At 37.8% G+C, this 23,569-nt stretch carries 23 protein-coding genes; 11 read left to right on the top strand and 12 right to left on the bottom strand.

Translation table 11 applies throughout. The features are described 5' to 3' along the window. Position 1 precedes the first annotated feature (1 nt). A complete protein-coding gene (locus ACRXC1_RS08785) occupies positions 2-865 on the bottom strand; it encodes an ATP-grasp domain-containing protein (RefSeq protein ID WP_433658118.1) in 864 nt (287 codons plus the stop codon). A gap of 87 nt (positions 866-952) precedes the next feature. Here ACRXC1_RS08785 and ACRXC1_RS08780 point away from each other — a divergent pair, with 87 nt between their 5' ends. The 5 genes from ACRXC1_RS08780 (at position 953) to ACRXC1_RS08760 (ending at position 6,576) form a co-directional block, all read left to right on the top strand. After that, positions 953-2,095 (top strand): M14 family zinc carboxypeptidase, encoded by a 1,143-nt coding sequence (locus ACRXC1_RS08780; RefSeq protein ID WP_392957781.1) that lies wholly within the window; start codon positions 953-955, stop codon positions 2,093-2,095. A gap of 103 nt (positions 2,096-2,198) precedes the next feature. Beyond that, on the top strand, positions 2,199-3,113 hold the full coding sequence (speB, locus tag ACRXC1_RS08775) for an agmatinase (protein ID WP_433658115.1): 915 nt from the start codon (positions 2,199-2,201) through the stop codon (positions 3,111-3,113). A 21-nt stretch (positions 3,114-3,134) separates the two neighbouring features. Next, positions 3,135-5,048, top strand: coding sequence for a biosynthetic arginine decarboxylase (speA, locus tag ACRXC1_RS08770; protein ID WP_392911858.1), 1,914 nt, complete (start codon positions 3,135-3,137; stop codon positions 5,046-5,048). A 108-nt stretch (positions 5,049-5,156) separates the two neighbouring features. Continuing rightward, the gene (locus ACRXC1_RS08765) at positions 5,157-6,215 is read left to right on the top strand and encodes a hypothetical protein (protein WP_433658113.1); all 1,059 of its coding nucleotides are present in this window, start codon (positions 5,157-5,159) and stop codon (positions 6,213-6,215) included. A gap of 79 nt (positions 6,216-6,294) precedes the next feature. Then, complete coding sequence (locus tag ACRXC1_RS08760; protein ID WP_392911854.1) at positions 6,295-6,576, top strand: hypothetical protein; 282 nt, start codon at positions 6,295-6,297, stop codon at positions 6,574-6,576. On the opposite strand, the gene ACRXC1_RS08755 is transcribed toward ACRXC1_RS08760, so the two are convergent. The 3 genes from ACRXC1_RS08755 to ACRXC1_RS08745 are packed head-to-tail and all read right to left on the bottom strand — an operon-like array spanning position 6,573 to position 8,873. Further along, positions 6,573-7,034, bottom strand: a complete 462-nt coding sequence (locus ACRXC1_RS08755; protein WP_392911852.1) for an EVE domain-containing protein — start codon at positions 7,032-7,034, stop codon at positions 6,573-6,575. The genes ACRXC1_RS08760 and ACRXC1_RS08755 overlap by 4 nt on opposite strands. A gap of 17 nt (positions 7,035-7,051) precedes the next feature. After that, the gene (gene speE, locus ACRXC1_RS08750; protein WP_392911850.1) at positions 7,052-7,918 is read right to left on the bottom strand and encodes a polyamine aminopropyltransferase; all 867 of its coding nucleotides are present in this window, start codon (positions 7,916-7,918) and stop codon (positions 7,052-7,054) included. Positions 7,919-7,940: 22 nt separating this feature from the next. Further along, positions 7,941-8,873 (bottom strand): adenosylmethionine decarboxylase, encoded by a 933-nt coding sequence (locus ACRXC1_RS08745; RefSeq protein WP_433658110.1) that lies wholly within the window; start codon positions 8,871-8,873, stop codon positions 7,941-7,943. A gap of 231 nt (positions 8,874-9,104) precedes the next feature. Between ACRXC1_RS08745 and ACRXC1_RS08740 the strand changes: the two genes are divergently transcribed. Then, positions 9,105-11,048: a sigma 54-interacting transcriptional regulator gene (locus ACRXC1_RS08740; protein WP_392911846.1), complete on the top strand. Its 1,944-nt coding sequence runs from the start codon at positions 9,105-9,107 to the stop codon at positions 11,046-11,048. 53 nt (positions 11,049-11,101) lie between these two features. On the opposite strand, the gene ACRXC1_RS08735 is transcribed toward ACRXC1_RS08740, so the two are convergent. The 5 genes from ACRXC1_RS08735 to fsa all read right to left on the bottom strand — a co-directional run bounded on the left by ACRXC1_RS08735 (position 11,102) and on the right by fsa (position 15,685). Next, on the bottom strand, positions 11,102-12,673 hold the full coding sequence (locus ACRXC1_RS08735; protein WP_433658107.1) for an intermembrane transport protein PqiB: 1,572 nt from the start codon (positions 12,671-12,673) through the stop codon (positions 11,102-11,104). Next, positions 12,666-13,262 carry a paraquat-inducible protein A gene (locus ACRXC1_RS08730; RefSeq protein WP_392860401.1) on the bottom strand — a complete coding sequence of 199 codons (597 nt, stop codon included), beginning with the start codon at positions 13,260-13,262 and terminating at the stop codon, positions 12,666-12,668. The genes ACRXC1_RS08735 and ACRXC1_RS08730 overlap by 8 nt, the downstream gene beginning before the upstream one ends. Then, positions 13,249-13,920 carry a paraquat-inducible protein A gene (locus ACRXC1_RS08725; protein ID WP_433658105.1) on the bottom strand — a complete coding sequence of 224 codons (672 nt, stop codon included), beginning with the start codon at positions 13,918-13,920 and terminating at the stop codon, positions 13,249-13,251. Before ACRXC1_RS08725 ends, ACRXC1_RS08730 begins: the two co-directional genes overlap by 14 nt. A 58-nt stretch (positions 13,921-13,978) precedes the next feature. Next, positions 13,979-14,866 (bottom strand): matrixin family metalloprotease, encoded by an 888-nt coding sequence (locus ACRXC1_RS08720; protein ID WP_433658103.1) that lies wholly within the window; start codon positions 14,864-14,866, stop codon positions 13,979-13,981. A 174-nt stretch (positions 14,867-15,040) separates the two neighbouring features. Next, on the bottom strand, positions 15,041-15,685 hold the full coding sequence (gene fsa / locus ACRXC1_RS08715; protein WP_021267224.1) for a fructose-6-phosphate aldolase: 645 nt from the start codon (positions 15,683-15,685) through the stop codon (positions 15,041-15,043). Between the two features lie 113 nt (positions 15,686-15,798). Between fsa and ACRXC1_RS08710 the strand changes: the two genes are divergently transcribed. Next, the gene (locus tag ACRXC1_RS08710; RefSeq protein ID WP_433658101.1) at positions 15,799-16,632 is read left to right on the top strand and encodes a hypothetical protein; all 834 of its coding nucleotides are present in this window, start codon (positions 15,799-15,801) and stop codon (positions 16,630-16,632) included. Between the two features lie 2 nt (positions 16,633-16,634). Here ACRXC1_RS08710 and ACRXC1_RS08705 read toward each other — a convergent pair whose 3' ends face one another. Further along, a complete protein-coding gene (locus ACRXC1_RS08705; protein WP_392911836.1) occupies positions 16,635-17,609 on the bottom strand; it encodes a tyrosine-type recombinase/integrase in 975 nt (324 codons plus the stop codon). Positions 17,610-17,742: 133 nt separating this feature from the next. Here ACRXC1_RS08705 and rnc point away from each other — a divergent pair, with 133 nt between their 5' ends. The 4 genes from rnc (at position 17,743) to ACRXC1_RS08685 (ending at position 22,385) form a co-directional block, all read left to right on the top strand. Beyond that, positions 17,743-18,597: a ribonuclease III gene (gene rnc, locus ACRXC1_RS08700; protein ID WP_433658099.1), complete on the top strand. Its 855-nt coding sequence runs from the start codon at positions 17,743-17,745 to the stop codon at positions 18,595-18,597. 15 nt (positions 18,598-18,612) lie between these two features. Further along, positions 18,613-19,581, top strand: a complete 969-nt coding sequence (gene era / locus ACRXC1_RS08695) for a GTPase Era (protein ID WP_392860410.1) — start codon at positions 18,613-18,615, stop codon at positions 19,579-19,581. Between the two features lie 31 nt (positions 19,582-19,612). After that, on the top strand, positions 19,613-21,436 hold the full coding sequence (locus tag ACRXC1_RS08690; RefSeq protein ID WP_433658096.1) for a ribosome biogenesis GTPase Der: 1,824 nt from the start codon (positions 19,613-19,615) through the stop codon (positions 21,434-21,436). Between the two features lie 118 nt (positions 21,437-21,554). Then, on the top strand, positions 21,555-22,385 hold the full coding sequence (locus ACRXC1_RS08685) for an NAD(P)H-hydrate dehydratase (protein WP_433658094.1): 831 nt from the start codon (positions 21,555-21,557) through the stop codon (positions 22,383-22,385). On the opposite strand, the gene ACRXC1_RS08680 is transcribed toward ACRXC1_RS08685, so the two are convergent. After that, positions 22,375-22,749, bottom strand: coding sequence for a DoxX family protein (locus tag ACRXC1_RS08680; RefSeq protein ID WP_392911828.1), 375 nt, complete (start codon positions 22,747-22,749; stop codon positions 22,375-22,377). The two genes, ACRXC1_RS08685 and ACRXC1_RS08680, sit on opposite strands and share 11 nt — an antisense overlap. 40 nt (positions 22,750-22,789) lie before the next feature. Beyond that, the gene (locus ACRXC1_RS08675; protein WP_433658092.1) at positions 22,790-23,557 is read right to left on the bottom strand and encodes a hypothetical protein; all 768 of its coding nucleotides are present in this window, start codon (positions 23,555-23,557) and stop codon (positions 22,790-22,792) included. Between the last annotated feature and the right edge of the window lie 12 nt (positions 23,558-23,569).

Here is a 23,569-nt window from a genome sequence, read left to right as displayed (position 1 = left end):
TTCAGTTATTTATGACTTTCTTCGTAAAGAGCTGTGCCATGGTCATTTGATACTTTGAGGTGAGGAGTAGTTCGTCACTATGGGCCATTCCAGGGCATCCGTTGACTTCGATTAGACGAAAGCCGCCTACTTGTTCCTCCAAGATATCAATACTGATGAAGTAGAAGTCGAGACTTTCTGCAACTGTGTGTGCGATGGAAAGTACTTGTTGTGGTGTCTTGTCTTCTTGGATAATTTCACAGCTACTAGAAGCAAAATTTAGAATATGAAAATCATTTTGTGAATTCTTTGGTAATTTTCTAATAATGAGTTTTTCTACTTTCTTTGAAGATATGCCCTTGAATAGCAGAACTCGCCATTCAGACTTCAATTCAATATAGGGCTGGATGATATAGTTGAGATCTCCTTTATCAATTAACTTCTTTCGATCATTAATGATATCTGTTGATGGATAGACACCCTTGGCCTGCTGACCTCGCGTTGTTTTGATAATCCATTTATTTTGCTTGCTGGCGTAGGTAGGGGTCTTCTTAAGTGAATAGGTCTCAATTAGTTGAGATAGACCAAGCACCTCTTTAAAGAATAACCACTGTTCAAACTTATCCCTTAGTATACGTGAACAAGTAAGAGGATTAATGATTTTTTGTCTGTCGAGTATGGCCAATTTTTCAAGGTCATCATCATTATAGTTCAATCCTGTGTTACGATTGATTACAACATCGGCCCAGGCCAACTCCTGGTTAGTTACGGAGTAAGGATCAGAGTATCGGCACGAATGAGTCGCTTCTGTGATCGCTGCTTCGAGTTGAGTACAGGCATAAAGCCTTGGGTTGGTTGTCAAAATGAGTAAGTTTTGGCTTTTCATATTGCGTAATATCTCACTAAAATATTGAATATCTATAAATTATATATGATATTATAACACTATATTAATTTGGCCTTAATGGTAGCTATGAATCGATTCTCAAAATTTAATTACACAATTCTATTTTCTTTATTTATCGTTTTACTTTCTTGTTCTGGTGTTGAGGTTATTGAAAATAACCAACATGGACATGAGACATCAAGTGCACCAGAAGTTGGCCAGCAAGGTGAAGTCGCAAGAAAAAGAATTGAGCATCCTAAGAAAGAAGCAGTCAGTAAAAATTTAGATTTCACAGATCACTCTCATAAGAATGAATTTTCAACTGTTGAAAATACAAAGCGTGTTAAGTCATTTTGTGGCGATATTGATAAGAAATTCAATAAGTATGGATGGGGGAAGTCTCACTGTGAGTCTTATAAATGGATTCACGTTAGAGACACGCACCAAGGCCGTCCAATTATGTGGACAGTTTTTGGGGATGAGGAAGAACACAAGCAAGAGCCTAAGAATATGACTTTAGTTCTATGTGGTGTTCATGGTGACGAAATCACTCCTATCAAGTTTTGTTTCGATATTTTACACCACCTTTATCATGAGGTTGCTACGATTGAAGGACAAAAGAAGTTAAAAGATAATCTTGTTGCTGTTGCCCCAATTGTCTCTCCAGACTCGTTCTTTAAGAGAAGGCCAACGAGAACAAACTCGCGTGGGATTGATCCTAATAGAAATTTTCCGACTAGGGATTGGGAGAAGAAGGCCCTACACTTATGGAAGACTCGCTATGGAGCTGCCAAGCGCAGGTATCCTGGAAAGGTTGCAAACTCAGAACAAGAGACGATCTTTCAAGTGAATATTATCTCACGTTATAACCCAAATAAGATTATTACAGTTCACGCCCCATTAACGATTCTCGACTATGATGGGCCAGTGGTTTCTAATCATATTCATGAAGAGGATGGGCTTGCGCTAAAGGCCGAAGAACTTCTTAATACAATGAGTAAGAAGGCCAATGGATATCGTGTGAAGAACTATCCTTTCTTTCCTGGAAGTTTAGGAAACTATGCTGGTAATGAGAGAAAGATACCAACTTATACACTTGAGCTTCCTTCAAGTGATAACCGCAATCATAAGAAGTATTGGAAGATGTTTCGTGAGTCAATTGACTTCGCAGTTTTCCATGCTCCAATGACTCGTACTGAAGTTACGGCCAGAAAGAATCAGATTGATTAAAGTTTAGTCATTTTAGTGACTTAAAAGCAATTTTGGGCCACTTTTTTACACTTTCATATCAATTTAAATTGACTCAAATTCCATTAGGATTTATTAGTAGCCTATGGAAAAGAACTTATGGAAATTAGCGGGCCTAGAGGCCCCACAGACGCCTTACGATATGGCAATTGTTACTGACGAAGTAAGACCTCATAGTGTTAATCTTGTTGGTTTTGGCTTTGATGGAACTGCATGTTTCAGAAAAGGGACACGCTTAGGGCCAGATGCTTTAAGAGAAGTTTCCGATGGTATCGAAACTTATTCACCATATCTTGATCTTTCTACAGAAGATTGCACTTTCTACGATCTTGGAAACCTTCCGGTTGCGGATCAACAGGAGGAGAGTTGGAAGGTTGCGACAGCTTGTTTCGAAGAGAATTTTGATCACATTAATTTAAAAGAAAACGATATTAAAATTATGACTCTTGGTGGAGAGCATTCAATTTCTTATGCTCCAATTAAAAAGTATCTTCATGACTTTGAAGACCTTGTTTTAATTCATCTAGATGCGCATGCTGATCTTCGTGATGGTTATCTTGGTTACCACTACTCACATGCTTCAATTATTAAGCGAAGCCTTGATCACTTTGGGCCAAAGCATAGTCTTATTCAATATGGAATTCGCTCTGGTACGAAAGAAGAATATGAGTATATGAATGAGAATGGAACAATTGCAAAGTCTCGCGCAGAGTTCTTAGACCGAGTTCGTGCGATCCCTGCTGATCGTCCTGTTTATTTAACTCTTGATCTGGACTACTTTGATCCAAGCTTCTTTCCAGGAACTGGAACACCGGAGCCAGGTGGAGAAGACTTTCATTCATTTATTAGTTTTGTAAAAATCCTACTAGAAAAGAATATAGTAGGTTGTGATATTGTTGAGCTAGCTCCAGAGATTGACTCTTCTGGGAATAGTTCTGTTTTTGCTGCGAAAGTTGTAAGGGAGATGATCTTACTTCTAACGAGCAAAACGAAGTCTTAGTAAGAAAAGGAAATTTAAGAAATGACAAATGAGACTTGGACAATTCAAGATTCTGACCGCCTCTACAACGTAAGTAAGTGGAGTAATGGTTATTTTAAGATCGAAGAAAATGGACAACTTAAAGCGACTCCAAACCCTAATAAGAATGTTGGAATCGTTATTAATGACGTTATTGAAGAAGCAAAAGAACAAGGAATTCAACTTCCTTTAGTAATTCGTTTTCATGATATTTTACGCTCACAAGTAAAGCTTTTAAATAATACCTTTCAAAAGGTAATTGATGATGAAGATTATCGTGGGAAGTTCTTTGGTGTTTACCCTGTAAAGGTAAACCAGATGAGAGAAGTAGTCGAAGAAATTGTTGATGCTGGTTCTCGCTACAACTACGGGCTTGAAGCTGGTTCTAAACCTGAACTTCTTTCGGCCCTTGCCTATAATAATAACGCCGACTCTCTTACAGTTTTAAATGGCTATAAAGATCGCGACTATCTAAAGCTTGCCATTCTTGGCGCAAAGCTTGGGCGTAAAGTTTTTGTTGTTATCGAAAAATTCTCTGAGCTTCGTATGCTTGTTGAACTAGGTAAGGAACATGGGGTTATTCCATTTATTGGAATTCGTGGCCGCATGTCTGTTAAGGGCCGCGGGAAATGGGAGTCAAGTGGTGGTGATAAAGCGAAATTTGGTTTAACGACTTCAGAAATTATCCTAGCGATTGAGTTCCTAAAAAAGCATGACCGCTTGGATATGTTAAAGCTTTTTCACTTTCATATTGGATCTCAAATTACTGATATTCGCTCGATTAAAGAAGCAATTGAAGAGGGCTCTCGTATCTATTGTAAGATGCAAAAGATTGGAGCTCCTCTGCAGTACTTTGATGTTGGTGGTGGACTTGGTGTTGACTACGACGGGACGAATTCGACAAACGATTCATCAATTAATTATTCAATTACAGATTATATTACAGATATCGTTTACGGACTAAAGTCTGTATGTGATTTAGAGGGTGTTGAGCATCCACATATTATCACTGAGAGTGGGCGCGCAATCACGGCACACCACAGTTGTGTTATCACTAATATTATTGGTGAAATTGATAATACAAAGATTGAGTTTTCAACTAAGCAAGAAACCGGCGAACATAATCTTGTTACAGAAATGAGACAAGTTGGTGAGGTTTTAGAGAAAACGAAGAACTGGCAAGAAGCATACAATGACGCTTTAAAAATTAAGACTGATTCAATTCATGCTTTTAAGCTTGGGATTCTTGAGCTTGAGGAACGTGCGAAAATTGAGACAATGCACCTGCGTATTCTTAAAGAAATTAATTCACTAGTTCCTGAAGAAGATTTTCAATCGGAACTAATGCAGGACCTTGAAAATACGCTAAGTGGACAATACCTTTGTAACTTTTCAGTTTTCCAATCTGCATGTGATAGTTGGGCCATTGAACAGGTACTTCCTGTTGTTCCACTAACACGTCTTAATGAAAAACCCCTTAAGAGATCAACTCTTGCAGATATCACTTGTGATAGTGATGGTAAGATTGACCGCTTCTATGATCCAGATGAAGGTTTCAAAAAGACAATTGCTGTTCATCAACTTAATGAAGGTGAGGAGTATCGCATTGGAATTTTCCTAACTGGAGCCTATCAAGATGTAATGGGTGATATGCATAATCTCTTTGGACGTGTTAACGAAGTTCACGTTTATGCAGATAGTGACGATCCAAAGGGCTTTTATATTGAAGAGACTGTTGAAGGAAATTCTGCACGTCAGGTTCTTTCAACAATGCAGTACAACCCGGAGTTTATGGCATTCAAGGTAAAACGCTATATTGACCGCCAGGTATCGCGTGGAAGAATCCGTCCTCGTGATGGTGTGTCTCTTGTAGACTTCTATGAAGATTGTCTCAAAAGCTATACTTACTTAAAATAAAACTGTCATAAGTTGTTAAAAATTATCGGTCTCTGATAATTGACTTACTTACTTTAGTGTTTGATAATTATTGTATTATTAAAAGAAAGTTTGTCAGGGATCGATAACATGTCTTTAAAAATTGAAAAGAATTCAATCAAACCACCAAAACAACCAAAATCACCAACTTCAAAATCGAATTACATCATTATATGCGCACTATCTTTAATGACACATGGTGTTCTTATCTATAATTGGCTAATTACAAGAAGCTTATACAATCTTATTTTTATGGTTGTAGCAGGTGTTCTTGCTATCGTTGCTATCATTCCTATGATTAAAGAGTATTACGCAAAAATGCGTCTTTTTAATGATAGTGAATTATTTCGCCTGGAAGTTGAAAGGCTGACAAATGAAATTAAAGAATTAAAAGATAGTAAGAAGTCACTTCAAATCAAGCTCTCACAAGAAATGGAAGCCGTTGAGAGTCAAAAAGAGCAAATCTCTCAATTTGAATTAATAAATATTGAACTTCAAAATACGATGGAAGATATTAAGGACCAACTTCTTGTGATCAATGATGGGCACAAGGGAATGGGGCCTATTGTTGATTCAGTTAATGAGTTAAGAGAAAGAGCTCTTGAGTTCATTAAGGAGCTGCCAAAGCAAAGTGATGCTAAGATTGAAACAGAAGAAGGGGATTCTAAATTTCAGGAAACTTTTGAAAAGTTTATGAATGAATTCCAAGATATGAAAGATATTATCTTTCAACTTAAGACACTAAGCTTTCGTGTTGATGTTCAAGCAAGCTTACTCAATGATTCTGAAATGACTCAGAGTAGTAGTGAACTCGAAGGACTAAGCCGTAATCTTGCAAAATTCTTCAATAATGTAATTGGCCTACTTTCAAATCTTGAAGAAACTTACCGTGGAAATCAGGATCAACTAATTGAAAAACTATCTATGTGCCGTGATGAGATTGATTCTTACTTAGATTCAAAACAAGATATTGCTTGTGAGATTGAAGAAGTTAGAGGACAAATTGAGGCGGCAAGTGAAATTATGGCAACTAAAATGGATTTAGTTGAAGAAACAATTGGCCGTGATGATGACTCTGAACTAATTGAAGAAAATACTGTAATTTCAGCTACTAATCACATATCTCAAGAATCTCAGATTATTCAATAATCGAAATATTAAAATAATTTAAGCATTTACCGATACTCTTCATATCAGCGGACAAAGCTGGTGTGAGGAGTTGTGGGAAATGCCAATTCAGGACCTATCTGATGTCGATTTAAATACATCTGAAGACACACAAGGTGGCGGTGTTCAGGAGTATAAATTTGGTGGTGTTCATGGACATAATGATCTCTCACATCTGTCTCTTTATTATAAACAGCCGATTAAGGCACTTATAGGGCGCACCGGCCTTGTTATACTAAGCTTTTTTACAATTGGACTTGTCTTGTCCTTTGTGACTTTATTTCTTAGTTATACAACTTTCGGGCGCGAGTTTTTACAAACTCTAGTCTTTAAAATTTTCTAAGAAATATCTTTTAAAATTGTTGCCGCTATCTTTTTAGGGATTGGCATAATGGATAGGCGAGAGCCTTTCTTAACTAAAGGCATCTCATCGTAGCGACTATCTACTTTCATTTCTTTTAGCGTTAATGCTTTAGAAAATTTTTCTAGAAATTTGATATCAACAAGAAACCAGCGTGGAGTTTCTTTTGTGGCCTTTGGGTCAAAGTATTTCGATTTCTCATCAAATTGTGTCTTATCTGGATGAGATTCTTTAACGACTTCAGCAAGGCCTACGATAGCTGGCTCCTTACAACTTGAGTGATAGAAGAAGACCTTGTCGCCAAGTTTCATTTCATCTCTCATGAAGTTACGTGCCTGATAGTTTCTCACTCCATCCCAAGATTCCGTTTGTTTTGGACGTCTTGCGAGATCATCAATTGAGAAAGCATCAGGTTCGCTTTTAAAGAGCCAGTATTGCATTTTAGGTCCTTCGTTTCCTAAGGGTTTTGGATTAGCCCTTCAAGGTTTTTCTTCATAAATGTTGGCAGGTAAAAAGCTGCTTTATGAAGGCCAGCGTTGTAGTAAGAGAACTCAAGTCCACTTGCTGCTACCGCTTCTTCTCTAAAGTCATTGATTGGGTGAGTGTCACCTTTTGTTGCAAAGGTAAATGACCACAGTCCACCTGGGTAAGTTAGGTTAGAGAAGTTATAGATAAATGTATTTTTGAAAATACCATTTAGAACACCTAGCATGCTCTTTTGAATTTCTGCTTCAAACCAAGGAGATTCCCCTTGAGAAACAACGATACCGTTATCGGCAAGGCACTTGTTCACATTTGTGTAAAACTCAGGGCCAAATAGAGGGGCCGCAGGTCCGATTGGATCTGTTGAGTCGATGATGATAACATCAAATTTCTCTGTCGTTTCTTGAACAAATTTAACACCGTCACCGATGATTAGATCTAGTTTTGGGTGGCCTTTAAGAACTTCGGCAGTTTGTGGAATGAACTCCATACATGCTTCACAAACGGCACCATCAATTTCAACCATTGTACATTTTTCAACTGAAGAGTGGCGAAGAACTTCTCTTGCTGTTCCACCGTCACCACCACCGATAACAAGTACGTTTTTTGGATTTGGGTGAACGAAAAGCGGCACGTGCGAAATCATATCGTGATAAGCGATCTCATCTCTTTCTGTTACCATTACTAGTCCGTCGTTCAGAAGCATTTTTCCATGCCCCTTTGTTTCGACAACATCTACTGTTTGGAATTCAGTTTTCTTTGAGTAAAGAACATTCTCTACTTTATATCTCATTCCGTAAAAATCTTTATATCTTTCTTCGATCCATAGGTTACTGTGCATAACTGTCTCCTGATTTTATTTTTTAAAGTAATTTATATGGTGTTAAGCGGTTTGTACGTAATTTGTAAAAGTGTGAAAAGTACATGATATAGCCGCATTTTAAATAGCTTTCAACTTGAGTCTTGGCCTTGTATTCCCCAGGGTTTACATTGAGTCCACAATTTCCATCTTGATTTGGACAAAACTCAATGAAGTCATAAGAGATTGGTTCCATTGCATCAATAAGAGCTCCTGCAATTTCTTTCATGTCGATATCAGTTTCAAAACTAATATATGGACACTCTTCTTGTGGAGTGATGTGACAAGTGAAGTAGTTATCATCCTTGATGGCATTTAAAGAATAGCCGTATGGATTGAAAACAAAATCATCAAGCTCAAAACCTGGTAAGATTTCATCTAATTTTAATAAGTTTCTAATTTGATCTTTTGTTACATTTTCATCTGTAAGAAGTTTTCTTGCTTCGCAAGAGATTTCATACATTAGAAGTTCGAAAGTGTGATCATCTGCAGATGGAGTGTATTCTTGGTCAAGAAAATAAATATAGTTGTGATGATCATCAATATTTCCAAAACGAAATGCTGTTCCATTAAATTTATTTTCAAGAAGTTTTATATCATCCATAAAAGTTGAGTGCTGCATATGAGAGAAGTACTCATTCTTTCTTTGAAAGATAAGTTGTTTAATCGAGTCCTTTCCATACTCACTAGTAAAGAAGTCAATGGCCTGAATTAATGTTGTTTGGCCACAAGTGATAATAAGCATCCTGTCTTCCCAAACAAAGAGAGAGGACTCCGAAAGTAGAAATGCTTTCAACTTGTCATTTTTAACACTTGAAAGGATTGTCGCTTTCGCTTTTTCAACTAGCTGGGCCCAAAAAGTATCAGGGATTTCTAGTAAGTTAAGGCCATCTTTAACGATGATTTCGGCCTTCTTTTCTGAACCTTCAAAAATCATATTTCATCCAATTTTTAAATGCGTGAGAACCTGCCCCGCATGGTGCAAGTATCCAATATTACAACTAATTTTAATATCACATCTTATTGCTTGTGAGCTCATCAGGCAAGCAATAAGGGCATAATGAGGCCCATCGTATAGAATTTATAGCCAATAATTTTGGGCATCACCCTAAAGTTTTAACCAAATTTTACCGATTAATAACCGTAAAGCATTAATGAGGGGATTATCATGCTCGCCAGTTTTTCAGAATTTAAGTTCTTTCAATCATTTAGAATTCCAGTCGAGGAAGCGGATAACTTACGTTTTCTCGTTCAGAAAGAAGATGAAGTAGGGCATCTCGAGTATATCGATGACGCTAAACTTGTTGATATTTCTGTCACTGGTTTTGGTTTTAAGACACATGAGAGGATTTCTGTTGGAACAGAATTAGAGGTTTCTCTACAGTTTAAAAAGAAACATCTTGATCTAACAGGGCGAGTTGTTCGTGCCTTTTCAAATGTTTTAGAAGATGAAGAGATTATCTACGGTGTTGAGCTTGATGTTGAAAAAGGAATTAATAAATTTCTTGAATCATATATCATGAGCTTCTCATCAGAAAGACTAAAAGATTGCCTGATTCAATCAGCATTAAAAGAGCGCTATACAGATCCAAATGAAGGATTTGAAATGTTCTCTCTTTTACTTTCTCTATTCAAGGATATTACGCACTTTGGTGATAAAGAAGGATTTCTTGATACAATGCTTGAAGAGGTGATTCGTATTTTGAATGCGCAACGCTCTTCAATCTTTCTAATCAACCCAGATACTAACGAGCTTGAGGCCATTGCCGCTTTAGGGCTTGATAAGACGGGGTTAAAATTTGATTATCGCTTAGGTGTTGCAGGTTCTGTTTTCACAACAGGTGTCGCTTTAAATATTTGTACTGAAAGTGATGAGTCTCGATTTAATAATGCCTTTGATGAGCAAAATGGATTCACGACAAAGTCTATTATTTGTTATCCAATTTATAACCGTGAAGATAAGATCATTGGTGTAATCGAGGTTATTAATAAGCGAAATGAAAACCGTTTTACAATTGAAGATGAAAAAACAATGAAAGTTTTAGCTCTTGTTTTCTCATCAGTATTCCATAGCTTTAACCCAATTTCGAATAATTCAAAGATTCGTCGTTTCTCAGCTCCATATGATCGCCAGTATGCAATCATTGGAAACACTGCTGGTGTTAAGTCCATGAGAAGTTCAATCTCTAAGCTTAAGGACCTTGATGGCCCTGTTCTTATTACAGGTGAGAAAGGTGTTGGTAAGAATCTTTATGCAACTGTTCTTCACTTTGAAGGTAAGCGCGGACTACATGAAGTTAATACTGTAAATTGTAAACTACAAGATATAAATAAATTAGAGGCCCAGCTATTTGGCCCTGATGAAGATCAGTGTGTTTTCTCGAAAACACAGGGTGGAACTGTCGTTCTTAATCATATTGAAAATCTCTCATACGAATGGCAAGAGAGATTATTTGAAGTTATTTCAAATAGAGGTACACCTGGTGGTATTGTAAGTATCGATTGTCGTATTATGGCAACTTCGATTAAGGATCTTGGAATCTTAACTGATGAAGGCCTATTCCACCGTGATCTTTTTGAGTTCTTATCACAAGCACAAATTAATATTGATCCACTTAGACGCCGTGAAGATGACATTGAAATGCTTGTTGAGTACTTCTTGAAAGTTGAGTGTAAGAGACAAGGCTTACTTCTTAAGAGTTTTTCTAAGAAGGTTATGGAACAAATCCTACAGTATGACTGGCCAGGAAATATTTATGAATTAAAGAAGTGCATTGAAAGAGCTGTGCTTTATCATCCAAAGTCACATATTATTTCTGATATTGAAATTAACGACGGAGTATCTCCTCTAGTTGATATTTCAATGAAACAAAAGCAGTTTGGACAGATTGATCACGTCACTGATTTCACGCTTCCGCTAAAAGATCGTCTTGCTCTTGTTGAGCGTGAAATGATTCTTAATGAGATTAAAAGAAACTTTGGAAACAAGTCTAAGGCCGCAAAAGAGATGGGAATCTCTCGTGAGGCACTTCGTAAGAAGTTAATTTACTCTCAAGAAGTTCTTGATAATCTTGGCGCACCTGAGGTGGAAAAAGATAAGAAAGTCGCTTAATAATTTATTCGATATAGATGAAAAGGCCTCGCGATGCGAGGCTTTTTTTATGTTTATAATTCTATAATTGGTTTCCATTCTAGCCATTCACTATTGGCCTTCTTGTGAATCTTAAAGTAGTTCTTTTTTCTCTGTGAGAATCTCTCTGGCGTTGCAAATTCAACTCCTCCTGAAAGGAGAGTCTCTAGTGATTGAGTGCTTATCTTTGCTCCTGAAAAAAGTCCAAATTCTACATCGACACCACTAATATTCCAAAACTTCGTCTCTTCTTTTAGAAGTCTGTGATAAGGTGAGTTTACAAAGATTTCAGCAATTACATTCTTTGCACGAGTGTTGAGTCTAACATCTGTGATAACACCAACTTGAATTCCACGATAGTAAACGCCTTGTCCCTTTGCAAGAGAGTTTCTGTGATCACTATAAAGGCTAAGCCTTTGTCCAAATTTATTGTGTACTTCTTTTAGAGGGGCCTGTCTTAGCGCCTTAAATCGATCTGTTTGCTTGCCTTTATTATATCTCGAACGACTGATATCCACAGCAATATAATTTCCTGTAAGAGCATCGATTGACTCAATACCGCTAAGAGAAATCTTAGGCTTTACTTCCCAAAACTTTGCTCCCTTAACTACAACATTCTCAAACTCTTTCTTTATTGTCGCCTGTACCGTAAGGGTCGACTTATTGCGATCAATTTTTGAACCAGTTACATATCCAATAACAATACTTCTAAATTTAATTGGAGTTTTAACTTTCGATACTGCGCTGCCTAGAGGAAATTCGATTTCAATCTCCTTTCCAGGGATAGTTTCCTCATAAGAAGAGTAGAGTTTATAGCTCTTTTCAAAATTTTCTTTGAGAATCGTTTCGTCGTCATTTTCAAAGTTTACAAATGAGATACCACCTTTGACTAATGAGGCCAGTGATTCTGTACGTACTTTTACTCCTGCAAGAGAAGCATCAATTTGCATTCCACTGACATTGTAAAATCTTGAAGTCGAATGAATCAGGTTTTGATAACGGCTTTCAATGAAAACTGTAATATCAACTCCATCTCTTTCTATGTCGAGGTCGTAACTTGTGACTTCTCCGACTTGAATCTTATTGTAGTAAATCGGGGAGCCATTTGAAATTGAGCCAAGTTTGTTAGCATTGAGTTTGATATAAATCCCGTCATTTCTAAGACTGCGAGGAGTTTCATTAAGAGCATCAAAATTCCTAACAAATTTTCCTTTTGCTGGGTGCATATTAATGAACTTACCACTAATAATAGTACTTAGACCTGAGATACCTGATAGGTTTACAGTTGGGCTTACGAGCCAAAATTTTGTATCTTTTGATAAGTAATCACGCATACGAGGATTCATTTCTACATGAACAGCAACGCTTGTGAGATTTTTATTAAGCTCAGTATCCTTTACACGGCCAACAACTGTTCCCTTATAGATAATTGTTGTCTTGCCTGGAATAATTCCATCTGCATTTCTAAAATTGATTGTAATATATGAGGCACGTGCCATTAAGTTTGTGTATAAAAGCCAGATCCCAATTGATACAGCAGCTACGGGAAAAAACCAAATTGGATTAATTCCTTTTTTGCTAACAACTTGAGGTTTACCGTTACTCATATCTTTCCTTATCATCCCAGATTAATCTTGTGTCCACTTCATTTGACGCCAGGATGGTTAGTATTACGACTGCTGTAAAGTAGAGCACTGCAGGCTCTGCCTTTATTTGAGAAATGAATTCAACATTAACAAGTATAACAAGGAGGGCAATAACAAAGATATCAAGCATAGACCATTTTCCAACGATATGAACAACTCGATAAAGCTTTGTTAACTTCTTCTTTTTTCTCTCATCTAAAGTATTTATATTATCAATGATATACCAAAGTGAAATGATTTTAAATATTGGGACAATTATACTGGCCGCAAAGACAATCATGGCAATAGGGTACATTTTTAATGTGATTAGGTTTAGAACACCACCTAGAATTGTTCTTGGTGTCCCTCTGTTAAACGTTAGGACCGTCATTATCGGAAGTAGATTTGCCGGTATATAGAGGGCAATGGCAGCTATGAGATAGGCCTTACAACGAGAAATACCTTCGTAATTTCTAAGCTCAATCTTAGCACCACATCTCGTACAGGTAAGAATTGAGTTTACTTTTTGGCACTTAGGACACAGTGCCTTTTGATGATCAATTCCTCTCATAAAGCTTCTTCCATAATTCATCAAAGTGAGTAACTGATTGAAGTAGAATGTTATTAACCATAAGCAAGATCAGGCTAAGAGTTCCAATAGTAAGTTCAACATCAGAGCGATCTACCATTTTTGCAACCGTAACAATAATACCCATAAAGTAGACATCAACCATAGACCATTCATGTGATGGCGCAAGGTACTTCAGAAGAGGCCTTCCGATATTTTGATTGATAAACTTATTTTTGAATACGATTGATAAATAAATGAGAAGTCTAAAGAGGGGAATTAAAATAGCAAAGAGTATAACAGATATGGCAATTGGCCAATAAGCACTCGTCGTAAAAGCAAAAACTGATTGATAAGTAGATGTTTCTAAATTGTTTCCGGCCATATGGATTTTTAAAACAGGTAAGAAAAATGCTGGGTAGAATAATAAAAGTCCGGAGATTGTTAGAACTTTTACCATGCGAAGTGTGCTATCGCCACGGTAGAGAGTATATCCACAACACTTACAAACGGCCTTTTGTCTTGGGGCAATAAGTTCAAACAAATAGAGTTCATCACACTGCGGACAAAGCAGTAGCTTTGAGTTATCCTTGAGGGTTTCCTCATCAATGGGAAGAGACGCTTTTTGTGTGTCGTCAGTGTGGTCTAGAACGTTGGCCATACTAATATTAGGCCATAAATTACCGTTATTTTTAAGAGAGCAAACCTTGCACTATAGACTAAAAGGCCTTGTGAGTATCAATTAGTTTACCATTTTGGTAGTGGCGACAATTTCCATCTGTACGCAGTTCAATATAGCCATGGATAAGTTTAGGCTTATCGACAGGATCTTCTGACTTAGTTGTCTCATCACTACTTCCAAGAGCAGCAGTTCGAACTCCAGCAGTCATCGCTGTTGCATTATCATAGAGGTTTTGAATTGTTTTTGAGTCGTAGAAACTTAAGGACCTCTTCTTTTCTCCACCACCTAATTGTGGATACATGATGGACTCTACTGATCTTGAATTGGTATGCTTAAGCCCAATTAAGTGGCCAAGCTCATGGAGAATGACAGAGGGCATGTCATAGAAAGAAGAAGTGTCATTGGTCTTATCAAAAGTGAACCAATAGTCTTGTAAATTGACAATAATATCACCGTGAACCATTCTTAGGTAATCGCCCTTATGTTCTGCAAAATAAGAGGTGATGGCAAGAACCCCAAAGCCAACATCCGCATACCAATCTTGGGTAATATAGATTCCGATTTCTCCATCATAATAATCATCAAGATCTGAGGCCGGATCGCGAGAAGCCGCTTGGCCATGGCCTAAGACAAAGTAGTCTCTAGCATCATCGGCATCATTCCATGCCTTTTGCATCTCTTCCATCATGTCGTATTCTAGGTAATCCCCGTCATCTTCGTCGGCAAGAGGCATGTTATCAGACCCGTTATCAAGATCATTGATAATATTAAAGTCATTGTGGACTTTGACTGTTAAAGGCAAGGCCGAAGAATTCCAGCGCAGTGGGAGTGTGCTAAGTGAAGGCCCCTTATCTGGTTCTGCAACGCAGGAGATAGCCGCTGCACAAAAACACGCTAATAGAAAAGTTGATTTAATAAATTTCATCCCAAACCTTTACCAATAAAAGAGCGAAACGCTCGGATATGTGCTGGTAAGCACTATTTTAATGGATATCGGTCTTTGGAATATTAAATTTAGAAAAAATAAAGAACGGGGGCCGTAAGCCCCCGTAATTATAAATACTATTTACATTTATTCTTTAGATGTGACAAATGTTGACTACTTTTGTGACTTCGCGTGATCGGCCAGAAATTGTGCCAGTCCCTTCTCTGTTAGAGGGTGACCAAAAAGTGACTTAATTACACCAAATGGCATTGTTGCAACGTCTGCACCAACCATTGAACAGTGTTTCACGTGATCTGCGTGACGAACTGAAGCTGCAAGAACTTCTGTTTCAAAGCCGTAGATATCATACATATGACGAATTTCTTGGATTAGAGTCATTCCGTCTGCACCAATATCATCTAATCTTCCAATGAATGGAGAGATGTAAGTCGCACCATTCTTAGCTGCTAATAGAGCTTGATTAGAGCTGAAACATAGAGTTACATTTGTTTTGATTCCGTTTTCGCTAAACCACTTACATGCAGCGATTCCGTCTTCTGTTAATGGAAGCTTAATAACGATATTGCTGTGAATTTTTGCAAGTTCACTTCCTTCTTTAATCATACCATCTTTGTCAGTTGCAATAACTTCTGCAGAGATTGGCCCATCGATGATTTCACAAATATCCTTGATAACTTCAACTTGTGAGCGACCTGTTTTAGCAATGATTGATGGGTTTGTTGTCACACCATCAATGATGCCCCATTTCGCTGCTTCTTTGATTTCGTTGATATCACCTGTATCGATAAAAAATTGCATTCTTTGCTCCTAAGGGAAATATAAAAATTTACTAAAGAAATTTAACATGGGCAGGGGTAATGGACAAGTTTTCTACCTCTTTTAGTAAAGACGTTTTGCGCTATAATGAACATATGAGATTAATACTTCTAGTATTTTCATTGATTATGGCCCAAGGCCAGGTGCATGCCAATGCTGATGGTTTTATCATCAAGAAGGATGATGTTCGCAATAAGAATATTAAGAAAGATTATAATGCCTATGAAAATTATATTAATGATCATGGCTTTGATACTTTCTATGATCCAAGTATCGACTATTCAAAGTTTTCTGGTCGTGTTACCGATAAAGATCCTTCTTCAACAGTTTTTAAAATTCAGGTTGAGTCACGCAATGTGAAGTTTCTTAAGCCATCTGATGTTGTCTTCTTCAATGTCGCAAGAAATATGGATAATGATCGTTGTAAGGGCCATGTTCGCGCCAGTGAAGACAAGTACATAACTATTTATGCTAAGGATCTTGAGGACTGTTGGGGTGAAAACTCAACATTAAGAAGAGGAACGATTCTTGTCTTTGATAGCAAGATGCTAGCGGCCAGAATTAAAGAGGCCTCTCGCTACCGTTTATCACTGCTTGCAAAAAAGAGAGATTTTACATTTCAGTTAAATGACGTGAATAAATTTGTATGGGGCTTTTCACAAAAACAAGTTGAAGTGGCAGCCGATTACGACAAACAAATTCTAGAACTTCAAAGAAAAAAAGATGAGGCATTGAACCTTCTTCTTTCTAAAAAGAACGATCAGGTTCGCCTACAAGCTGAACTTATTTATAAGTTAGATAAGCTTGATCAAGACCTTGACTTCTATCGAATTGAGAAAGATGAACTCTATACTGATCGCTGGCACCTTGATAAGGATGCGGGCCTGCCTGTATATGACAGACCTGTTCCAATTAAGAATTCTTACTAATCTTAAATGAGCTTGTCTTCATTCATGGCAAGTTCAATAAATTGATCATTGTAGAAATGCTTATCCATATGTTCTTTATATGGTTTTAGAGAGTATGCAGGAGAGACTCCTAGCCATTCCTTCATTGTCGTCTCATTAACTCCATTATGAAGCCAAGTGAAGATACAAGACTGACGTAGAGACTTTGGTGTAATTTGAATCATTAGCTGACTTCGCCACTCTTCAAATAATAACTCCATTCCACGGGCCGAGAGTCCACCTGAAAGAATCTTATGGGCATTGGCATTAAAGAGAAGATGAGGAAAATTGTGACCTTGCTCTTTTTTTACTTTTTCAAGTAACTCGATATATTCATAGAATAGTCGTCCAAAAATAGCAGGAAAGGTAACCGTATAGGGGTCACGCTTTTCATGCGTGATAACGGCTTTAATCTCATCTCTAAAAGAGAAGCTAGAGACTTTAATTTTTGAAAGCTCACTTACTTTAAGTCCGCCAAGATAGATGGCACTAAAAATAATTCCATTTCGCTTGGCCTTAAGTTTTTCAAGATCGTTCTTGGCCGTACGTTGATCATTTAAGAGTGTATGCCACAAACTCTTGATATGAGAGAAAGTTGCAGGCCTTGGAATGTCCAAAAACTTTGGTGAGGTTGGGATTTTTCGAACAGGGTTGGCATTAAAAACACCTTCTTCTACCAAGTGATCGAAGAAAATTCTTAAGGCCTGAACACGGCGGCGGCGTGAGTTATCAGAGCTATACTTGGCCTCAAGATATTTTCCATACTCTAGAATCTCTGGGATTGAGTAGTGTTCAATACTTGTTTGTTTTGCACTCTCAGTAACATATTGATTAAAACAGGCCAGGTCTGTTCGATAATTTTTAATTGTATTTAGGCTTCGGCCTTTGGCCTCAATCTTCTTGAAGAAGGCCTTTTGCCATTTTTCTAATTTATTTTTATTGGCAGTTGCGATTTCCATATCCATCCTTAAACTACGTATATTACTGAATATATTAACGAACCTGTTATTATTTCACAAGAAGAAGCTTAAGCTTGCAAATGGTGGCATAAAGCATTATAAATGGCCTTAACAATTCAATATTAGGTGATTTATGCTCGAGACGACCTCACTCGGCCCGAAAGGGAAGAGTAATCCATTTGCCCATGCATTTTATGTGCACACGATTGCAAATTTTAAGCAATCAGGTGACACAACTGCTAGTGGTATAATAGAGCAAAATCACAAATTCTTAATTGATACATTCCTTAAATATTCAAATATTGAAGAGAAGCTTTTAGCTACTTTCAATTTAAATTTTAAAGATAACGCACTTCTTATGCGTGCCTTTACACATAGCTCATATGCTCATGAGGCCAAGGTAAAAGTAAAAAGCTATGAGAGGCTAGAGTTTTACGGTGACTCTGTTCTTGGTGCATTTGTAACAAAGAATCTCTTTTTAAATTTTGATGAGATGAATGAAGGTCAACTTTCAAAGCTTCGTAGTGCTCTTGTTAATGAAGAGAGCCTTAGCGGCCTATCTAATTTCTTAGGCCTATCTTCTTTCCTAATCGTTGGAAAGGGAGAGTTAGAGGAAGAAGTTAATAGTGGGATTCTTTGTGACCTATTCGAATCTCTTCTTGGAGCAATTGCGATTGATCAAGGTGTTGACCGTGCTGACGAGTATTTAAATACAGTGTTGGCCATGTATGAGAAGGAAGTTGGGGAGAAGTTCTTTTGCGAAAAGAAGCTAATAGACTTCGATCCAAAGACAAAACTACAAGAGGAAACACTGGCCCGTTTTAAAAGTCTCCCTGAATATCGTGCCACAAAGATTGGACAAGAATTTAAAATTGAGCTCTATGTAAATGAGCAATATATCTGTGAGCTAATGTCTCATAGTAAAAAAAATGGAACAAAAGAAATTGCAAAGAAATGCTTAAAAAATAATTTATTAGATCGACTTTAATTTTACGGAGAAGTTATGTTATTAGAAAATCAACACCCAGACAACAAATCACTTATGGCCGCTATCGTTGGAGCTCCAAACGTAGGAAAGAGTTCACTTGTAAACTACTTACTTGGTATGGACCTTTCAATTGTAACGAGCAAGCCACAAACAACTCGTAATAAGTTTCACGCAGTATTTACAGTTGATCATACTGAAGTTGTATTAGTAGACACTCCAGGTCTACACAAGGCAAGTCAGGAACTAAATAAAAGAATTAATCAACAAGCAGTTGAAGGTGTTGATGGTGTTGATGTAAACCTTCTTCTTATTGATCTAACAAAAGATATCCTTGGGCAAATCAAGGATTTTAAAGAATATATTGGTGGCAAAGAGCTATCAAAAACTTGGCTAGTTTTCACGAAGTCAGATCGTGTTGAAAACGCAGAGGCGCTTCCTCTTGATAAAGTATTTGAACAAGCTAAAGAAGTTATTCCATCAATTGAGAAATTTTTCTGTATCTCAACTAAGGCGGGAGATAATGTTCACTTACTAACGGCTGCTCTATGTGACGAAGCGAAGCCAGGTTCTCACTACTACTTAGATGGTGCAATCTCTAATAAGTCTCAACGATTCTTTGCAACAGAGTATATCCGTGAGCAAGCTTTTGAATTATTAAAAGATGAGCTTCCATATGAAATGGCCGTTGTTATTGATGAGTACAAAGATTTTAAAGATAAGACAGGTGCATTTGCTGCTCACATTTCGGCATCAATCCTTGTAAACCGCCCGTCTCAACGTGCAATCGTTGTTGGATCAAAAGGAACAATGATTAAAGAAATTGGTATGCGTGCTCGTAAGAAAATTGCTGCCATGACTGATGGAACAGTTCACTTAAATCTACACGTAAAGGTTTCTCCTAAATGGTTTAAGAATAATTTTGTTCTAGAAGAGCTTGGTCTTCCTAGAGCAACAAACTCTGCACGTGTTTGGAAAAAAAGATAATTTAAATTTATAAAAAAAATAGGACTTTAATATGCAAAAACGATCAATGATCATTTCATTAATTGGAAGACCGAATGTTGGAAAGAGTTCCGTATTCAACCGATTAATGAAGAAACAATTTAAGGCCATTACACATGATATGCCAGGTGTTACTCGTGATCGTCACTATGGAATTACTACTTTCAGTGATGCAGACGAGGATCGCCCATTAGATGCAATTCTTGTTGATACAGGTGGATTCTATCCAACTCAAGTTGATGAGAAAGGAAAGAACGAGCAAGAGATTAATGCAAATAAATTCTTTAATATCATGACGGATCACGCTCATCAGGCAATTGAAGAGTCTGACCTTGTTCTCTTTGTTGTTGATGTAAGAGAAGGTGTACTGCCATTTGATAAGACAATTGCTAACTTCATTAGAAAACAAAAGAAGAAGATGTGGCTTATCGTAAATAAATTTGACTCTAGTGCTCAAGACGGTGATGAGTATGCATTCTATGAGCTTGGTGTAAATAATGACGAAATGTTTGTTACTTCTGCGGCCCATGGCCTAGGAATGGAAAACCTTCGTGAAAATATCCACCGTGAGATGATGGCATTTTCAGAATCAAATGATGTAATGAATATCTCAGCTTTACAAAGAGGAGTTACTCCACGTGAAAATGTTGTGGCAAAGCTTGCTCTTATTGGAGCACCTAATGCTGGTAAATCAACTCTTTTAAATCAGCTTCTAGGAAGTGAGCGTGCCCTTGTTTCTGATATTGCTGGAACAACAGTTGACCCAATTGATGGCTACTTTGATCTTTTCCTTGGAGATGATGCTAAGAAGCTTGATGAGGCAAAGGCCTTCTTCAAAAATGATAATCTTCTACGTACACAGTACGAAGATTTTAAAAAGAATAACCCTGATCTCTATAACGAGCTAATTTCATCTTATGATCTAGAAGAAGAGATTGAGACTGAATTAGATGAGTATGAACTCGAGGGCCTTGAAGATGTAATACTTGAACAAGACGAAGAGTTAGATGAAACATCTGCTACTCGTATGGAAGCTCAAGTTTTCGGTGATGAAAACACTGATGCTAACTCTGAAGAAGAGTCAAGTGAAGGCGAAGCCGAAGCGCTACTCGAAGCAGAAGCAGAAGCAGAAGGCAGCCACTGGCGCTCAATCCACATCGTCGACACTGCTGGTATTAGAAAGCAGAAGAAGATTGATGACTTTGTTGAATCTCAATCAGTATACCGCTCTCTAAGAAGTATTGCAGATAGTGATGTGTGTATCTATATGATCGATGCGGTTAAAGGTGTTTCTCACCAAGACAAGCGTCTTCTTGATATCGCTATTGAAAAGGGTGCTTCAGTTATTGTATGTCTTAATAAAGTTGATCTGATGGGAGACACTTTTAAGGATCAAGAAGCTCGTAAAGAGTGGCTTTTAAATATTCGCGATAAGATGCCTTGGCTAAACTACTGCGATATCATTCCTATCTCTGCAAAACATAAGAGAGGGCTTAAGCGTCTTAAGAAAATCCTTGCTAAGACAATCTTTATTAGAAGACAGTCAATTGCAACAGGTGCTCTAAACCGCTTCGTATTCGAACTAATTGAGAGACACCCAATTATTCTTAAGGGTTCACGTGGTAAGAGATTCCGTGTTAAGTACGCATCTCAAATTAAGGCCGATCCACCAACATTCCTATTCTATACGAATAAGTCTAAGGGGATCCCTGAAAACTACCGTCGTTATCTAAAGAATGGCCTTCGTGGTGCATTCCCTCTGGATAACACGCCAATCCACCTGATTTTCAGAACAGGAACGGATTTACAAAATCGCATGAAGAAAGTTTCAAAATAAATAGAAGGGCCCTTATTAAAGGGCCTTTTTTTTTAAGTTTTATAAAATTCCCTCTTAATTTATCTTAATTTGAAAAAGATGGCGTGTACCTTATCGATACTTTCCGATAAAGGAAGGTATGAGTAATGACTTTCCTTTTTCTCTCTTAAAAAAGCTTCCAGTAATGGATAAGAATGCCAATAAGTATAGCTTTGGCCATGTTGTTGTTATCGGTGGCAACCTAGGATATGCCGGAGCTGCACGGCTTGCGGCTGAAGGAGCTCTACGCGCCGGCGCAGGAATGGTAAGTGTGCTTACTCGAAAGGCGAACGTCTCAGGTATTCTAGCTGGACGTCCTGAACTTATGGTTCGAGGAATTGATGCCAATGAGAGAGGACTTAATCATGCAAGTCTCATTTTAGAAAAGGCGACAAGTGTTGTTCTAGGCCCAGGCCTTGGCCGAGATGAATGGGGCAAGTTCATGTGGGATCACTTCTGTCATCTCACTCATAAGAAAGTTGTGGATGCCGATGCTCTATGGTTCTTATCACAGGCCCAGAGTACAATGAAGTTGGTGAATACTGTTATCACACCACACGAAGGTGAGGCGGCTAGATTACTTAATGTCCCTCGAGAAGAAGTTTCAAAACATCGCTTATCATCAGTAAAAAAAATCATGAAATTTTCAAGCACCTGTGTTCTAAAAGGTCATAAGACTTTGGTGTCTTCACAGAATCTTGTCTATGAGAATAAAACTGGTAACCCTGTCCTTGCAATGGCCGGAACAGGGGATATCTTGGCCGGAATAATAGGAAGCTTTATAGCACAGGGCCTTAGTTTAGAGGAAGCTGCTTGTCTTGGGGTTTGGGTGCATGGCCGGGCCGCTGATTTATTATATGAAAATGAAGAAGGGGTTAGGGGAAGTGTGGCCAGTGACCTCTTCCCCTATATTAGAAAGGTTATGCTTTAACTGAGTACTTTCCACCATTTGAAAAGAAGATAGCAATATAAGCTACGGCGTAGAGTAGTGCTTTTTCTTTTGAAGCAAATGGATCATTTCCGTGAATAACAAAAGCCGCAACTAGCATCGTAATAGCAGAGATTGCTGCAAACCAACGAGTTTTAAATCCTACGATAATGAAGGCCTGACAAAAGACTTCTGCAAAAACTGTTGCAGTTAGTGAAAATGGTATCCCTAGTCCAATTGGGTCTGGAAATTTTGTAAGAAGTGTTGTGAAGTTAGCAAGCTTGCCCCAACCGTGAGCTAATAGCATCATTAGTGCTGTTGAAACTCTAAGTACTAGCCAACCTAGGTCTGAATTTAATCTGTTCATTTAACTATCCTTGTTGTGTTATCTATTTCTTTTTTTTGCGCTACCAATTCCAAACATACCCAACCATAAGAGTGAATGCGAAACCAGTCAGGTCACTCACACCTGGCCCGCCCTTTGTGGCAGGAGCATACTTAATAGTACGTACATCTTGAAGGGCAACAGAGTGAACCAATGCCTCAACATTGACGTAAGATTCTTTTATTTTTATAGGGAATTCAAGACCACCACCAAGAGCAATTCCAACTCCTCCATAAGAGTCTTCTACTTCTCCGTCTTGGTTTGTGATTTTTTCTTGTTCATACCAATATTCAAACCTTGCTGTTAAATAAGGGTTTGAGTAAGTGATGGCCGTTCCAAGGTTTGATGTATCGATATAGTAGCGATAACCAAAGTAGAATCTTAGCATGGAGATATCAACAGATGTCGGGAACTGTTGGATCCCTTGAGTTGGATAGGTAAGCGTAATGTTATGCTTAGAGTATGCAAAACCTATATTCCAAGCTGATTGAAAATCTGAAAAGTACTGAATTGTTAGGCCAAAAGTAGGTGGTAGGTCTTCATATAGCATTCCTCGATTTCCCGACCACGTCGTGTAACCAATTGCCATTGAAAACGAGAAAAAGCGGCCGTACTTATAATAGCGCTCATCTTCATAGATTTGAGATTCTTCAAGATCTTCGTTGAAGTCAGAAAAGATATCGCCACCGATATTGAGGTCATCATCTGCACCGACCATTCCTTCTTGGGCCAAAGAAAGACCTTGAAGGCATAGTAGTGTAATGAAGAATATAATTTTATTTTTAAACATTAATTTGTCCGT

It is taken from the genome of Halobacteriovorax sp. GFR8 (genome assembly GCF_050955245.1).
Lineage (GTDB): Bacteria > Bdellovibrionota > Bacteriovoracia > Bacteriovoracales > Bacteriovoracaceae > Halobacteriovorax_A.
This window is presented reverse-complemented; position numbering and strand designations above follow the sequence as displayed.